This is a genomic window from Rhizobium sp. 01T444 (assembly GCF_056398305.1).
The window spans coordinates 167115-181492 of sequence record NZ_JBFTPD010000007.1 but is presented as its reverse complement, the minus strand read 5'-3'; the positions used below and the strand labels follow the sequence as shown (position 1 = coordinate 181492).

Below are 14378 nucleotides of genomic sequence, written 5' to 3'. Positions count from 1 at the left end.
AGCGCCCTCTTTCTCATTACTGTGACAGAACGAACGGGCCGGTGTACTTGTCGATATTGTCCTTGGTGATCAGGAGGCAATCGAACAGCTGCTTTTCGCTCTTGGCGCCGGTGCTGCCCGTCTTGATGACGTTATCAGCCTGCTTGACGGCTTCCTCGGAGAAGACGGCGACGGGCTGCAGGACGGTATATTGCAGTTCGCCCGCCTTGATCGCGGCGACCGCATCCGGCGAACCGTCGAAGCCGCCGACCTTGATGTTGGCGAGCTTGCCGGCTTCCTTCAGTGCCGCGATGGCGCCGAGCGCCATTTCGTCATTGCCGGAGATTACGCCGATGATGTCGGGATTGGCCTGCAGCATGGACTGCATCTTGTTGTGACCCTGGGTGCGGTCCCAGTTGGCAACTTCCTTGGCGACCTTCTGGAGATCGGGGTACTGGGTCAGAACGGTCTCATAGCCGTTCGAGCGCGTGGCGGCATTGTTGTCCGACGGGGCACCGAGGAGCTCGGCATACTTGCCCTTGTCACCGACCGCTTCGACCCACTGCTGCGCACCGATTGCGGCACCCTGGGCGTTGTTCGAAACGAGCTGCGCCTTGGCGAGGCCTTCCTGGTTGATCTCGGCATTGACGAGGATGACCGGGATACCTGCGGCAACTGCCTTCTTGACCGCGCCGATGGAACCATCGGCATTTGCCGGGTCAAGAATGATCGCGACCGACTTGTTGGTGATGGCGGTATCGATCATGTTGCTTTCGGTGTTGGTGTCGCCCTTATGCGCACTGACCGAGGCGGTGTAACCGAGCTTTTCGGCTGTCGCCTTGGCAACGTTGCCCTCCGTCAGCCAGTAGGGGTTGGACGGATCATTGACGATGATCGTCATCTGGCCTGCCGCCCAGGCGGAGCTGACGAGGATCGGGGCGACAGCCGCGGCTGCCAGAAGAATGCGCATGCCTTTCTTAAACATAGTCTCTCTCCCATTTGTGAGTTCAGGTGCTGCCGGAAACCGGCGGTGCTTTCCGCGATCGGCCTTTTGGAATTCCATTTGCCTTCGCGGATAAGTTCTGTTGCGGACGTCAGGACGATTTTGCCCGGCGCCCGTATTGGATGCTGTTCATGAGGACAGCGAGGACGATGACTGCGCCAGTGAAGACGGTCTGCCAGTAGGCCGAGACGCCGATGATGACGAGGCCATCCGACAGGAAGCCGATCACAAAGGCGCCGAGCATCGTGCCGCGCACCGTGCCGCGCCCGCCCGTCAGCGCCGCACCGCCGATGACGACTGCCGCGATTGCCGTCAATTCGTAGGTCGTGCCGGCAGTCGGGCCGGCGGAGGTCAGCTGCGACGACAGGACCAGGCCAGCAATTGCCGCGCAGACGCCCGAGAGGACATAGACGATAATCTTGACGCGCTTGACCGGCACGCCCGAGAGATCGGCCGCACGCTCGTTGCCGCCGGAGGCATAAAGCCAGCGACCAAAGGCCGTGCGGCTAAGGACGATGCCGCAGATGATCGCGAGCACGGCGAGCACGATGACGCCGATCGGAATGCCCGCGAGACGGTTGAAGCCGAGCCAGTCGAAGCCGGTATTGCCAAGCTCCGGACGGCCGCCGAGATTGTTGTAGGTGAGGCCATTGGTCATCAGCAGCGCGATACCACGGGCGACGTAGAGTACGCCAAGCGAGGCGACGAAGGCCGGAACCTTCAAGTAGGCGACCAGCACGCCATTGACCGCGCCGACGACAGCGCCGAGGGCGCAGGTAATGACTACCACGGCCCAGACCGGCGGATAAAGAATGACGCCAAACGAACTCAGCGTCACGCCCTGCATGAGGAAGCCGGCAATGCAGCCGGCAAGCCCGAGCGTCGAGCCGACCGAAAGATCGATGCCACCATTCAGGATCACCAGCAGCATGCCGATCGCCAGGATGCCGAAGATGGCAACATGCGAGGCCATGGTCAGGAAGTTACTGAGGCTGAAGTAATAGGGTGACAGGAACGAGAAGACGGCGATGATGACGATCAACGCGAAGAAGGCGCGGCCTTCCAGGATAAGGCGCACGAGGTTGGTGTTGCGCTTCTGCCCATGCGACACTGACTTCTTTTCGGTGATGTTCGTGACTGACATAATCAGTGCTCCATAATTCCGGGCTAGTGCGCGACCACAGCTTCGCCTGAGGCGGCCATGATCTTTTCCTTGGTGACGTCAGCGCCGAATTCAGCCGAGATCCGGCCGCGATGCATGACGATGATGCGGTGCGCGATGCTCAGGCATTCGTTGACCTCGGAAGTCGAGTAGATGACAGCGAGACCCTGCCGGGCACGTTCGGCCAGCAGCTTGAAGACTTCCGCCTTGGCGCCGATGTCGATGCCGCGGCTCGGCTCGTCGAGAAGAATGACCTTCGGGTCGGTCGCCAGCATCTTGCCGATAACCACCTTCTGCTGGTTGCCGCCCGACAGCGAGCCGATGGCGGCCTCTCCTCCATCGGTCTTGACGCGGACTTTGCGAATGGAGGCATCAACAAGCTCGCGCTCGCGACGGCCGGATGTGAACAGTCCCTTGGTAAAGGCGCCGATGCTGGCAAGCGACAGGTTGGAACCGACCGTCATTGTCTGGACGAGGCCATCGCGCTGGCGATCCTCGGGTACCAGCACGAGGCCGCTTGCGATGCGTCCGGCGATGCTCAAATGCCCGACATCCTGGCCCTCAAGCCGAATGGCGCCGCTGCTTGCACGCAACCGTCCGGCCACGCATTCCAGAAGCTCGGTGCGTCCGGCGCCCATCAGGCCGTAGATGCAGACGACCTCCCCGGCACGCACGTCCAGCGAGAGACGGTCGACGGAATTGAAGGCCGATCCGGAGGGGCCTGGAACCGTCAGATTATCGATCGACAGCGCAGCCTTGCCGAATTCATAGCCTTCGGGCGGATTGCCGAGATCGAAATTGTCACCCACCATGTTGCGGACGATCCATTCGAGATCGATGTCCTTGCGTTGCGCGTAGGCCGTCATGGTGCCATCACGCAAGACGACGGCGTGATTGGTGATCTGCAGGGCTTCCTCAAGGTGATGTGAGATGTAGACGATCGACACGCCGCGATTCGTCAGATCGTGGATGACCTTGAAAAGCACTTCGACTTCAGCTGCGCTGAGCGCCGAGGTCGGCTCATCCATGATCAGGATACGAGAATTGACGGAAAGCGCTCTGGCTATTTCGACGATCTGTTGCTGGCCGAGACGCAGATCTTCCACCTTGGTCAGTGGATCGATCTCCTCTTCCAGTTCTTCCATCAAAATGCGCGTCTGGCGCTCTTCTTCCGCGAAATCGACCACGCCGCCCTTGATGATCTCGCGGCCCATGAAGATGTTGTCCCGCACGCTGAGATTAGGCGCGAGGCTGAGCTCCTGGTGAATGATCGAGATGCCGCATTCGCGGGCATGGGTCGAAGAGCTGAAGCTGATCGGCGCACCGTCAAGAATGATTTCGCCCGACGTCGGCTGGACGACGCCGGAAAGGATCTTCATCAGCGTCGATTTGCCCGCCCCATTCTCACCGAACAACGTGGTGATCTGGCCGCGATGGATATCGAAATTGACGCCCTTGAGGGCATGCACGCTGCCATAGGATTTGGCAATATTGCGGGCAGCCAAGACGACCTCGCCAAGGACTTCGGGTGTGGAAATCGGCTCGCTCATTTGACGTCGACCTTGACCGGGGTTACGAGCCAGTTTTTCGGGTTGATGAGTTTGAAGACGCCGACGACGGTTGCCGTCTTGCCATCGAGCTGGTCCGGATCAAGGCCGGCGAATACGGCTTTCTTCATCTCGTTATTGATGGCCGAGCCGGCATCCTGATACTGAATCTGATTGGTGAACTGACCGAATTCGATCGTGCCTGTGGCATCGCGGAGGTCCGTGCCATTGACCGCAGGGCCGGTCTGGACACGGACCACCGTCTCGGGAGGCAAGCCGTCGATCTTCATTTCGTTGGTATTGGATTTGCGCGCGCCGAAGGTGCCGTTCAAGGTCACTGGGATGACCGGACCGGTGCTCGTGGCAACGCCGTATTTCTCGCCGGCAGCCTTCTTGTCCGCCACGATCGCCGTCGCCAGCTCTGACGCAGCCACGGCCCTCTTTTCGACGTCCGCCTGGATCTTCGGAAACTGCTCGGCGCCGAAGGTTTCCGGAGAAAAGGCCTGCTGCCGCACATCGCTCTCCGAGCCGATCTTGACGACCTTGGTGTCGAGCGCGATTGCGCCGATGACCACGATTGCCGCAATGGCACTAACGATGATCTTCAAGTTGCCTTTGCCTGGCGCGGATGCTGCATGAGCGGGCTGAGTATTCATTGCTGACGACCTTTGCGGCTGGTCGGATTACGTCGGGAGGATGAACCTGGCGAAAGCCTCGCGGCTGCTTCATCGAAGACGGGGCGCTTCGAAAACCGCATCGAGGTGCGGAAACCTGCCGAGCCTAGCGGCGTGATGATGAGCGGGAAAAATGCACATCTGAACCTCCTCCATGTCGGACCGGCGCTTGTCTCCTCCAACCGCCTGGACCGCAATTCCTCTCAGCAGCGATGCCTGCGTGATAGGTAAATGGTGTTTATGCCAAAAATGATGTTATCAAATTGTCCGTCTGTCAACAGGCGTTTTGTGAATTGGCGCTGACAACATAACATTCAAAATGTGCTTGACGCGACGAGAAGGCACCTGATCTTATGCGTGCGCACCGGCTGGGAAGGTGTTCATTCGCCGAAATTCACGGAAATATATAATTGATTTAAAAGGCAAAATTAATTTGGAGTAAGCTCTCATGGCATGCAGCTGCCGCCGCAAATCGCTGAGGCTGTCACCAATGCTCGTCGCGTTGGTTGGTTATATTTTATCTGAAAAAAATTTCATTGCGAGAAAAATCTTACTGGAAGAATGATATCTTTGTGTTATATTTTTATGAGGCTTATGGGAGGTTTTGAAAAGGATCGGGTCTCAAGCTCTCGGAGCGCGATCTGCGCGCCAGCTGACTTGCCCGTGAATTCGAAATGTGGTCGCTTGCGCCCTTTGCTGGCGGTGCCGACCGGGAGGATATGAGACATGAAATCGACGCGCGTTTTGCCCCTCGTGACGCTCGACGTGATTGCCGGATAATCCGCGATGGACGTCAGCCAACAGGTCATCATCGGTATCGATGCGGGAACATCGGTCATCAAGGCGGTCGCCTTCGACCTTTTCGGCCGTCAGATCGCGGCCGCATCCGTTCGCAACAAATATTCAAGCGGCAGCGATGGTTCGGCCACGCAATCGCTCGCGCAGACCTGGGAGGATTGTGTCGGTGCGCTTCGCGGCCTTGGCGGGAAGGTCGAGGATCTTGCATCGCGCACCGCGGCGATCGCGGTGACGGGGCAGGGGGACGGAACATGGTTGGTGGGTTCCGGCAATCTGCCTGTCGCCGATGCCTGGCTCTGGCTCGACGCGCGTGCCGCGCCGACCGTGGTGTCACTTGCCGGCCAGGAAACAGACAGGGCGCGTTTCGAGCAGACGGGCACGGGACTGAATACCTGCCAGCAGGGCGCGCAGCTCGCTCATATGGATCGGGTGGCGCCGGAGCTTCTGGACCGGGCGGAAACGGCGCTGCACTGCAAGGACTGGCTCTACCTCAATTTTACCGGTGTGCGGGCGACCGACCCTTCGGAGGCAAGCTTCACCTTCGGTGATTTCAGGACGCGGCGATATTCGCCTGTTGCCATCGACGCGCTCGGGTTGACGCATCGCCGCGCGCTTCTGCCCGATATTGTCGATGGAACAGAAATCAGCCATCCGCTGACGGCGGAAGCGGYGCGGGCCTGCGGCCTGCTGGCCGGTACGCCGGTCAGCCTCGGTTATGTGGACATGGTGATGACGGCGCTCGGCGCCGGTGTTCGCAGCGGTGGGCGCAACGCAGCCTGTTCGACGATCGGTTCGACTGGCGTGCATCTGCGCGCAAAGCCGGTGGCCGACGTTCATCTCAACCGCGAGGGCACTGGATACGTCATCGCCCTGCCGATCCCGGGCACCGTTACCCAGGTGCAGACCAATATGGGTGCGACGATCAATATCGACTGGCTGCTGGAGATGGCCGCTTATCTGATGGCGGAGGCCGGAAAGCCTGTCACCCACGCCGAGCTCGTCGCCAGGATCGACCGCTGGTTTTTCGAAAGCCAGCCCGGATCGGTCGTCTATCATCCCTATATTTCCGAGGCCGGAGAACGTGGCCCCTTCGTCAATGCGCGGGCCCGGGCAGGCTTTTCTGGTCTTTCGGTTCGCCACGGGTTTCCAGACCTCGTTCGCGCGGTTGTCGAAGGTCTGGCGCTGGCGACGCGCGATTGTTACGCCGCCATGGGCGATATGCCGGAAGAGTTGCGCGTCACCGGCGGCGCCGTGCGTTCTAGCGCGCTGCGACGCTCCCTGACCGCGTCACTCAAGGCGCCGATCCGCCTGTCCCGCCGTGAAGAGACCGGAGCGGCTGGCGCCGCCATGATGGCTGCTGTGGCGATCGGCGCCTACAAGACAATGGACGACTGCATCGCCGACTGGGTCACGCCGCTGCTCGGCGAAGCCGAGGAGCCGATCGGCGAGGAAGCCGCCCGCTTCGATCTGCTTTATTCCGCTTATGCCGATATCCGAAGGGCCATGCCCGCCGCCTGGGAAACACTGGCCCGAACCGCGGCGATGTCGCCCGCAAAATGAATCGCTGATGCAAAAGGCATCCGAGGGAGCATGACATGACCGAACCCCAAATCCTGGATCTTTTCGTCATCGGCGGCGGTATCAACGGCGCGGGAATTGCGCGCGACGCCGCCGGGCGCGGCTTGAAAGTCGCCTTATGCGAAAAGGACGACCTGGCTCAGGGCACCTCCTCCCGCTCGGGCAAGCTCGTGCATGGCGGCCTTCGCTATCTGGAATATTACGAATTCCGCCTAGTGCGGGAGGCGCTGATCGAACGCGAGGTGCTGCTCAACGCGGCCCCGCATATCATCTGGCCGATGCGTTTCGTGCTGCCGCACAGTCCCGAGGATCGCCCCGCCTGGCTCGTCCGGCTCGGCCTCTTCCTTTACGATCATCTCGGAGGTCGCAAGAAGTTGCCTGGCACCCGCACGCTCAATCTGCTGCGTGATCCCGAAGGTACGCCCATACTCGATCAATATACCCGCGGTTTCGAATATTCGGATTGCTGGGTGGATGATGCCCGCCTCGTCACCTTGAATGCGGTGAGCGCGGCTGAGAAGGGTGCCCTGGTGCTTACCCGCTCGCCGGCGGTGTCGGCGCGCCGGGAAAACGGCCAATGGACGATCACGACAAAAAGCAGCACGAGCGGCGAGACGCGGACCTTCCGTGCCAAATGTCTCGTCAATTGCGCCGGCCCGTGGGTCACCGACATCATCAACCGCGTCGCCGGCTCCAATTCCAGCCGCAATGTGCGTCTCGTCAAGGGCAGCCACATCATCGTGCCGAAATTCTGGGCTGGCTCCAATGCTTACCTGGTTCAAAACCACGACAAACGCGTCATCTTCATCAACCCTTATGAGGGCGACAAGGCGCTGATCGGCACGACGGACATCGCCTATGAAGGCCGGGCTGAGGATGTGGCGGCCGACGAGGCGGAAATCGACTATCTGCTGAAGGCGGTGAACCGATATTTCAAGGAGAAGCTGCGCCGTCAGGATGTGCTGCACAGCTTCTCCGGCGTGCGCCCGCTGTTTGACGACGGCAAAGGGAATCCTTCGGCGGTGACTCGCGACTACGTGTTCGATCTTGACGAGACCGGGGGAGCGCCGCTTCTCAATGTCTTCGGCGGCAAGATTACGACATTCAGAGAGCTTGCCGAACGTGGCATGCAGCGCCTCAAACACGTTTTCCCGAACATGGGCGGCGATTGGACGGAAAAGGCGCCGCTGCCGGGTGGAGAGATGCCCAATGCCGACTACGAGACCTTCGCCAACAGCCTGCGTGACACCTATCCGTGGATGCCGCGAAAACTCGTCCATCACTATGGCCGTCTCTATGGCACGCGCACGAAGAACCTGGTGGCCGCGGCAACGGACCTGCAAGGCCTCGGGCGCTATTTCGGCGGGCAGCTTTACGAGGCGGAAGCCTGTTATCTCGCCGCCACCGAATGGGCGGAGACGGCCGAGGACATCCTCTATCGCCGCACCAAGCACTACCTGCATCTGAGCGAGGCAGAGCGGGCAGCCTTTGCCGACTGGTTTGCTTCATCCCATCTTGCCGCCGCCTGAGGAGGCCTTGATGCCGCTTTCGCTTTCGCTGAACACCAATCCGCTGGTGAACCGTTTTGCCGACCCGGACGACCTGATCGAGACGGTGGCTCGGGACCTGCGCATCCGCGACCTCCAGCTGACGCATGAATTCATCAATCCGAGCTGGCAGGCCCCGGTCATCCGCCGTCTGACCCGCCAGATGAAAGCAGCGTTGGAGCGCACCGGCGTTCGCGTTACCTCGGGCATGACTGGACCTTATGGACGGCTGAACCATTTCGGGCACCCGGATGCCGAGGTCCGCCGCTATTACGTGGATTGGTTCAAGACCTTCGCCGACATTACCGCTGATCTCGGCGGGCATTCCGTCGGCACGCAATTTGCGATCTTCACCTACAAGGACTTCGACGATGCAAGCCGGCGCGAGGAATTGATCAAGATCGCTATCGACTGCTGGTGCGAAGTCGCGGAGCATGCCAGGGCCGCTGGTCTTTCCTATGTCTTCTGGGAGCCAATGAGCATCGGCCGCGAATTCGGGGACACGATCGAATCCTGCCTTGCGTTGCAGGCACGACTGACTGCCGCCGATATGGCGGTGCCGATGTGGATGATGGCGGATATCGACCATGGCGACGTCACGTCCGCCAATCCCGACGACTACGACCCCTATGCCTGGGCGCGGGCCGTACCGAAGCAGTCGCCGATCATCCATATCAAGCAGAGCCTGATGGACAAGGGCGGCCACCGGCCGTTCACAGCGGAATTCAATGCCAAGGGCCGAATTCAACCCGCTCCGCTGTTGGAAGCTTTCGCGGCAGGCGGCGCCGATGAGAATGAGATCTGCCTCGAACTTTCCTTCAAGGAACGTGAGCCGAACGATCGCGACGTTATCGCGCAGATTGCCGAAAGCGTCGCCTTCTGGGCGCCGCATATCGACACCGGCGCCGCAGACTTGAAGATATGATCCGGCGATTTACAAAGGCTGGTCGTTATCAGGCGGCATAGCCGTCGAAGAATGGGAAGGATGCGGCGATGACGGATGCCGATGATACGCTTGCCGTGCGGGCCGCCTGGCTTCATTACGCCGGCGGACTGACGCAGTCTGACGTTGCCCGGCGCCTTGGCATTCCCTCGGTCAAGGCGCATCGACTGATTGCGCGGGCTGTTGCCGATGGCGTCGTCAAGGTCACGATCGACGGCGATATCGTTGAATGCGTCGAACTGGAGACGCGGCTCGCGGAGCGCTTCGGATTGCAATATTGCGAGGTCGCGCCCGATCTTGGCGAAGAGGGCCTGCCGCTGCGCGCGCTCGGTCATGCGGGAGCGGGCTATCTGAAGCGCGAGATCGAACACGGTAACCACTCGGTCATTGGCCTTGGCCACGGCCGTACGCTCTCGGCTGCCGTTCAATATATGCCGCGGACGAATGCCAAGCATATGCGCTTCGTTTCCCTGCTTGGCGGCCTCACGCGAAACTACGGCGCCAATCCCTATGACGTCATGCACCGTATCGCGGAAAAGACGGGCACACATGCCTATGTCATGCCGGTTCCCTTCTTCGCCAACACTGCCGAGGATCGGGAGGTGCTCAGGGCGCAACGCGGCGTCAAGGAAGTGTTCGATCTCGCCAATGACGCCGACCTGAAGCTCGTCGGCTTGGGGACAGTGGACGCCGAGGCCCAGCTGGTGCTCTCCGGCCTGGTCGAGCCGGGTGAGATCGAGGACATCGCCGCCGCCGGTGGCGTCGGCGAAATCCTCGGCCACTTTTTCAATGCGGATGGCCAGATCCTCGATACGGCTCTGACCGGTCGCACGCTTTCGGCCTCCTTTCCGACAACGACAAAGGAGCGCCTCGTGGCCCTGGCGGGCGGGCAGGCCAAGGTGGCCGCGATACGGGCCATCCTGCGCAGCCGCCGTCTTCACGGGCTCATTACTGATGAACGGACCGCGCGTGCGCTCTTGGATTGATGATTTCTGCCACATGTCTCAGCGCATAATCACACTGTGTAGTGTTGAAATTAACATTTTAGATGTTACATTGTTATTGAACTGGGATTGAGACGTATGAAACGGGAAGAGCGCCAGCAGCTGATCGTCAATCTGCTCGTTGAGGGCAAGACCGTCGAAGTGGACGACCTTGCCGAACGGTTTTCCGTCTCCAAGATGACCATTCACCGCGATCTCGACGACCTCGAACAGGCAGGTGTGCTGCGTAAGGTGCGCGGTGGCGCGACGATCGATGCCGGAACGCAATTCGAGAGCGATTTTCGCATTCGTGAACGTCAGGGCGGCGAAGCCAAGGTTGCGATGGCGCAGGAAGCGCTGGCCCTGGTCGAACCTGGCATGACGGTCATGGTCAATGACGGCTCGATGGCCGCGGTACTCGGCGAGATGCTGCTGCGTAAGCGGCCGCTGACGGTGATTACCAACAACGCAGCGATCATGGAGCGGTTGAAGGGTGAAAACGGCATAACCCTGATTGCGCTCGGAGGCATCTATTCCGCGAAATTCAACGCCTATCTCGGCGTCGTGACAGAAGAAGCGCTGTCACGCCTGAGGGCGGATATCGCTTTCATTTCGACGCCGGCGGTCAGCGGCAGGCTCGCCTATCACATGGACGACAATGTCGTTCGCGCCAAGCGAGCGATGATCTCGTCTTCGGCCAGAAGCTGCCTCCTGGTCAACCACCAGCGCATCGGCCACACGGCGTTGCATGTCATGGCGGACCTTGCTGATTTCGACACTATTATCACCGATAGCGCGCCGACGGCCGCTGTTCTCAACGAATTCGATCGGGCGGGCATCAAGCTCACCATCGCTCCAGCACAGGATCAGGCATGACGGAGAAACCGCGCTTCTGGATCGGCACCAGCTGGAAGATGAACAAGACGCTCGCGGAGGCCGAGCATTTCGCCCGCGGCCTCGCGGTGGCTGACGCTGCGCGCGAACCTGTCATCCAGCGCTTCGTGATCCCGCCGTTTACAGCCGTGCGGGAGGTCAAGCGCATGCTTGCAAAGACCTCCGTCAAGGTCGGTGCGCAGAACATGCATTGGGCGGATCAGGGCGCCTGGACGGGTGAAATCTCCCCCTTGATGCTGAAGGATTGCGATCTCGATATCGTCGAGCTTGGGCATTCCGAGCGGCGCGAGTTCTTCGGGGAGACGGATGAGACGGTCGGGCTGAAGACGGAGGCGGCGGTTCGTTATGGCCTGATCCCGCTTATCTGCATCGGCGAAACCCTTGCCGACCGGGAGAGCGGAAAAGCCGCGGAAATCCTTGCGGTCCAGGTGCATGGGGCGCTTTCGAAGCTTTCCGACGAGCAGAAATCGGCGGAAATCCTCCTTGCCTATGAGCCCGTATGGGCGATCGGCGAAAAAGGCATTCCGGCAACGGCGGATTATGCCGATGCACGCCAGGCCGAGATCATCACGGTCGCCGAAGGAGCGCTCGGGCGGAAAATCCCCTGCCTCTACGGCGGGTCGGTCAATCCACAGAACTGCGAGGAACTGATTTCGAGCCCGCATATCGACGGGCTCTTCATCGGCCGTTCCGCTTGGAACGTCGAAGGTTATCTCGACATCCTTTCGAAATGCGCCGCCAAACTCCAAGGAGAAAGACAATGAAGCTTGCAATTGCTGGAGACAGCGCCGGCGAAGGTCTCGCCAAGGTGCTCGCCGAACACCTCAAGGATCGGTTCGACGTCCATGAGGTGTCGCGCATCAAGGACGGGCTCGACCCGTTCTATGCTAACCTTTCGGATCGCGTTGCCTCGGGCGTGATCGATGGCACCTATGACAAGGCAATCCTGGTTTGTGGCACCGGCATCGGCGTCTGCATCTCGGCCAATAAAGTGCCTGGCATCCGTGCTGCTCTGACGCACGACACCTATTCGGCCGAGCGTGCTGCTCTTTCGAACAACGCGCAGATCATCACGATGGGCGCGCGCGTCATTGGACCTGAGCTCGCAAAGTCGATCGCCGACGCATTTCTCGCTCAGACATTCGACCAGAACGGCCGTTCGGCCGGCAATGTCTCCGCGATCGATGAGCTCGACGCAAAATACAGCGCGCGTTGAGAGCGTCACGCAAGCGGCCGGCTATCCGCCGGCCGCTGCGAGCGCATCAGCGTCGTCATCACTATCAACCTCAGCTTCAGGCGATGGCTGCGGTCGTGGTAGGGCCGGGTCTATCAAGTCCTTTTCGCCGTTAGAATCTCCCCTGCGGACGAAATCTTCTCGCCGGTCTCCGCGGTGTCGCGCCCGACCCAAAGTCGCCCCGATCTATTGAGAGGCCTAGACCGGTTTCTCATGAACAACGGCATCTCTAAATGCCTCGCAGATGACGCGATGACCGGCATCGTTGGGGTGTGTGAAATCAGGCGAGGCCAGTGCGCCATCGCCATATGCTTTCATTCGTTCATAGACAGGCGCGTAGAAGATGCGAAAATTTTGCGCCAGTTCTCGCACGGTTTGGACATAGACTTCAAAGCCCTGACGTGTCTGTCCGGTGAAGCCAGTGCTTCCTACCGAAAAACCTCGATCGGGAATATGGGGCGGGCTGCCGATCGCAAGCCTTTCCGCATGGCCTGCCTCGATCAGTTTCTCCAGCATATTCGCATAATCACGACGGAAGCTCTTCGCGTTCATGCTGTCCGGCGCGGCCGTATAGCGGGCGTCGTTATAGCCGTAGAGGATGAGGATCGCGTCGCGATGCGGGGCATCGAGCAGCGCCCCGGCAAATCGGCTGACGCCGTTGTCTGCTCGCGCTTTGCCATCGGCAAGCAGTGAGGCCTGCAGCACCGTCCCCGGGATTGCGTGATTGTAAAGCGGTAAGGCGTCGAGCTCAGCTGGGAAGAGAGCCGGCCAGGCCAGATGCGGCTGGCTGGCGTTGAACCCGGCGGTGATGCTGTCGCCGAAGACGCGGATTCCGGAAATCCCCAGCGATTTCAAATGCTCTGCAAATGTCATCGATCGTCACACATTTTCGCGCTTGACAGCAACTCGGAAAATCCCGTTTATACGTATTAGCTGCTAATACGCATTAGCAGTCAAGAGGAGATCCGGAGGATGCGACGTGGCAGGCACTAAGCGCTTGACTCAGCACGATATTGCCAAACTGGCCGGCGTCAGTCAGGCGACCGTCTCGCTTGTGCTGAACGGTGCACCGACGGCCTTGGCGCGTATTCCCCAGGAAACCCGCGAGCGCGTCCAGCAGGTCATCCGCACGACGGGGTATGTGGCCGATCCGATCGCCCGGCGGATGGCCAAGGGTCTCAACCGCATTCTCGGCGTCTTCACCTACGAGCCGGCTTTTCCGAGCGAGCAGGCGGATTTCTTTGCGCCGTTCCTGCTCGGCATCGAGGAGGAAGCGCAGGCGCAGAATTATGACCTCTTGCTTCTGACCGGCGCCGGCGTCGGCCGGGAGCGGAAGATTTTCGCCGACGGCAACCGGCTGCGGATCGCCGATGGCTGCCTCGTCCTTGGCCGCGAATTCGATCGGGCCGAACTCAAGCGGCTGGTTACCGGCGATTATCCCTTCGTGGCGATCGGCCGACGTGAGGACGCCGGCGGACCCGTTCCCTACGTCGGCGGTGATTACGCGAATGGCACGCGGGCGCTGGTCGAAAAGGCGCGCGCACTCGGTCATGATCGGCTGGCCTTCATCGGCCCAAGCGGATCGGCTGAATCCATCGTTGACCGCTGGCGCGGATTTTCAGGCGCGATCACCGGAAGTGCCGACCTGGTTTTGCATGTGGACGAGGTCGGCCGGAGCGCCGTCGATACGCTCGATGCGATTGTCAGAAGCGGCGCGAGCGCGGTCTTCTTCGTCGAACTGGCCGACGCGGTGCGTGTTGAAGCGGCGGCGCGCGAGCGCGGCCTGTCCATTCCGAACGACTTTTCGGCCGTGGTGCTTGGAAGCCACGTACGGGCCGAGCGCAGCCATGTGCAGTTCACCTCCTTCAACATTCCTCGCGAGGAGATGGGGCGGCAGGCGACCGCAATGCTCGTGCGCCGCATCGAGGATGCCGCGCCCGTCGAACAAATTCTTCTGACCTGCGAACCCGTCGAGGGCCAAACCCTCGGACCAGCAAAGAAACGGACCTGAGAACGTGACAGACATGGCAGCAAAA

General features: G+C 60.6%; 13 protein-coding genes. 8 read left to right on the top strand and 5 right to left on the bottom strand.

Translation table 11 applies throughout. The features are described from left to right. Window positions 1–16 precede the first annotated feature (16 nt). The 4 genes from AC1DTN_RS13535 to AC1DTN_RS13520 form a co-directional block, all read right to left on the bottom strand. On the bottom strand, window positions 17–964 hold the full coding sequence (locus tag AC1DTN_RS13535) for a D-ribose ABC transporter substrate-binding protein (RefSeq protein ID WP_113324600.1): 948 nt from the start codon (window positions 962–964) through the stop codon (window positions 17–19). 109 nt (window positions 965–1073) lie between these two features. After that, window positions 1074–2126, bottom strand: a complete 1053-nt coding sequence (locus AC1DTN_RS13530; RefSeq protein ID WP_439017495.1) for an ABC transporter permease — start codon at window positions 2124–2126, stop codon at window positions 1074–1076. A gap of 23 nt (window positions 2127–2149) precedes the next feature. Beyond that, window positions 2150–3694: a sugar ABC transporter ATP-binding protein gene (locus tag AC1DTN_RS13525; RefSeq protein WP_477921374.1), complete on the bottom strand. Its 1545-nt coding sequence runs from the start codon at window positions 3692–3694 to the stop codon at window positions 2150–2152. Further along, window positions 3691–4347: a DUF2291 family protein gene (locus AC1DTN_RS13520; RefSeq protein WP_113324597.1), complete on the bottom strand. Its 657-nt coding sequence runs from the start codon at window positions 4345–4347 to the stop codon at window positions 3691–3693. The genes AC1DTN_RS13525 and AC1DTN_RS13520 overlap by 4 nt, the downstream gene beginning before the upstream one ends. Window positions 4348–5151: 804 nt before the next feature. Here AC1DTN_RS13520 and AC1DTN_RS13515 point away from each other — a divergent pair. The 7 genes from AC1DTN_RS13515 (at window position 5152) to derI (ending at window position 12324) form a co-directional block, all read left to right on the top strand. Next, a complete protein-coding gene (locus AC1DTN_RS13515) occupies window positions 5152–6723 on the top strand; it encodes an FGGY family carbohydrate kinase (RefSeq protein WP_477921372.1) in 1572 nt (523 codons plus the stop codon). Window positions 6724–6758: 35 nt separating this feature from the next. Further along, complete coding sequence (locus tag AC1DTN_RS13510) at window positions 6759–8270, top strand: glycerol-3-phosphate dehydrogenase (RefSeq protein ID WP_439017498.1); 1512 nt, start codon at window positions 6759–6761, stop codon at window positions 8268–8270. Between the two features lie 10 nt (window positions 8271–8280). Next, entirely contained in the window at window positions 8281–9213 is a 933-nt protein-coding gene (locus AC1DTN_RS13505) for a sugar phosphate isomerase/epimerase family protein (protein ID WP_477921371.1), read from the top strand. A 68-nt stretch (window positions 9214–9281) separates the two neighbouring features. After that, on the top strand, window positions 9282–10217 hold the full coding sequence (locus AC1DTN_RS13500; RefSeq protein ID WP_442207153.1) for a sugar-binding transcriptional regulator: 936 nt from the start codon (window positions 9282–9284) through the stop codon (window positions 10215–10217). 96 nt (window positions 10218–10313) lie between these two features. After that, the gene (locus tag AC1DTN_RS13495; protein ID WP_439017501.1) at window positions 10314–11090 is read left to right on the top strand and encodes a DeoR/GlpR family DNA-binding transcription regulator; all 777 of its coding nucleotides are present in this window, start codon (window positions 10314–10316) and stop codon (window positions 11088–11090) included. Beyond that, entirely contained in the window at window positions 11087–11872 is a 786-nt protein-coding gene (locus tag AC1DTN_RS13490; RefSeq protein ID WP_477921369.1) for a triose-phosphate isomerase, read from the top strand. Before AC1DTN_RS13495 ends, AC1DTN_RS13490 begins: the two co-directional genes overlap by 4 nt. Continuing rightward, window positions 11869–12324: a D-erythrulose-4-phosphate isomerase gene (gene derI, locus AC1DTN_RS13485; protein WP_439017503.1), complete on the top strand. Its 456-nt coding sequence runs from the start codon at window positions 11869–11871 to the stop codon at window positions 12322–12324. Before AC1DTN_RS13490 ends, derI begins: the two co-directional genes overlap by 4 nt. A gap of 216 nt (window positions 12325–12540) precedes the next feature. Here the strand turns inward: derI and AC1DTN_RS13480 are convergent, their stop codons facing one another. Then, on the bottom strand, window positions 12541–13215 hold the full coding sequence (locus AC1DTN_RS13480) for an SGNH/GDSL hydrolase family protein (protein ID WP_439017504.1): 675 nt from the start codon (window positions 13213–13215) through the stop codon (window positions 12541–12543). Between the two features lie 106 nt (window positions 13216–13321). Here AC1DTN_RS13480 and AC1DTN_RS13475 point away from each other — a divergent pair, with 106 nt between their 5' ends. Beyond that, window positions 13322–14353: a LacI family DNA-binding transcriptional regulator gene (locus AC1DTN_RS13475; RefSeq protein ID WP_477921367.1), complete on the top strand. Its 1032-nt coding sequence runs from the start codon at window positions 13322–13324 to the stop codon at window positions 14351–14353. Window positions 14354–14378 lie beyond the last annotated feature (25 nt).

What these genes read in the sequence shown, in the direction of transcription:
- AC1DTN_RS13480 (WP_439017504.1), bottom strand. Translation starts at nt 13,215, where the DNA reads ATGACATTTGCAGAGCATTTGAAATCGCTGGGGATTTCCGGAATCCGC.
- AC1DTN_RS13535 (WP_113324600.1), bottom strand. Translation starts at nt 964, where the DNA reads ATGTTTAAGAAAGGCATGCGCATTCTTCTGGCAGCCGCGGCTGTCGCC.
- AC1DTN_RS13510 (WP_439017498.1), top strand. Translation starts at nt 6,759, where the DNA reads ATGACCGAACCCCAAATCCTGGATCTTTTCGTCATCGGCGGCGGTATC.
- AC1DTN_RS13505 (WP_477921371.1), top strand. Translation starts at nt 8,281, where the DNA reads ATGCCGCTTTCGCTTTCGCTGAACACCAATCCGCTGGTGAACCGTTTT.
- derI (WP_439017503.1), top strand. Translation starts at nt 11,869, where the DNA reads ATGAAGCTTGCAATTGCTGGAGACAGCGCCGGCGAAGGTCTCGCCAAG.
- AC1DTN_RS13525 (WP_477921374.1), bottom strand. Translation starts at nt 3,694, where the DNA reads ATGAGCGAGCCGATTTCCACACCCGAAGTCCTTGGCGAGGTCGTCTTG.
- AC1DTN_RS13500 (WP_442207153.1), top strand. Translation starts at nt 9,282, where the DNA reads ATGACGGATGCCGATGATACGCTTGCCGTGCGGGCCGCCTGGCTTCAT.
- AC1DTN_RS13530 (WP_439017495.1), bottom strand. Translation starts at nt 2,126, where the DNA reads ATGTCAGTCACGAACATCACCGAAAAGAAGTCAGTGTCGCATGGGCAG.
- AC1DTN_RS13520 (WP_113324597.1), bottom strand. Translation starts at nt 4,347, where the DNA reads ATGAATACTCAGCCCGCTCATGCAGCATCCGCGCCAGGCAAAGGCAAC.
- AC1DTN_RS13495 (WP_439017501.1), top strand. Translation starts at nt 10,314, where the DNA reads ATGAAACGGGAAGAGCGCCAGCAGCTGATCGTCAATCTGCTCGTTGAG.
- AC1DTN_RS13490 (WP_477921369.1), top strand. Translation starts at nt 11,087, where the DNA reads ATGACGGAGAAACCGCGCTTCTGGATCGGCACCAGCTGGAAGATGAAC.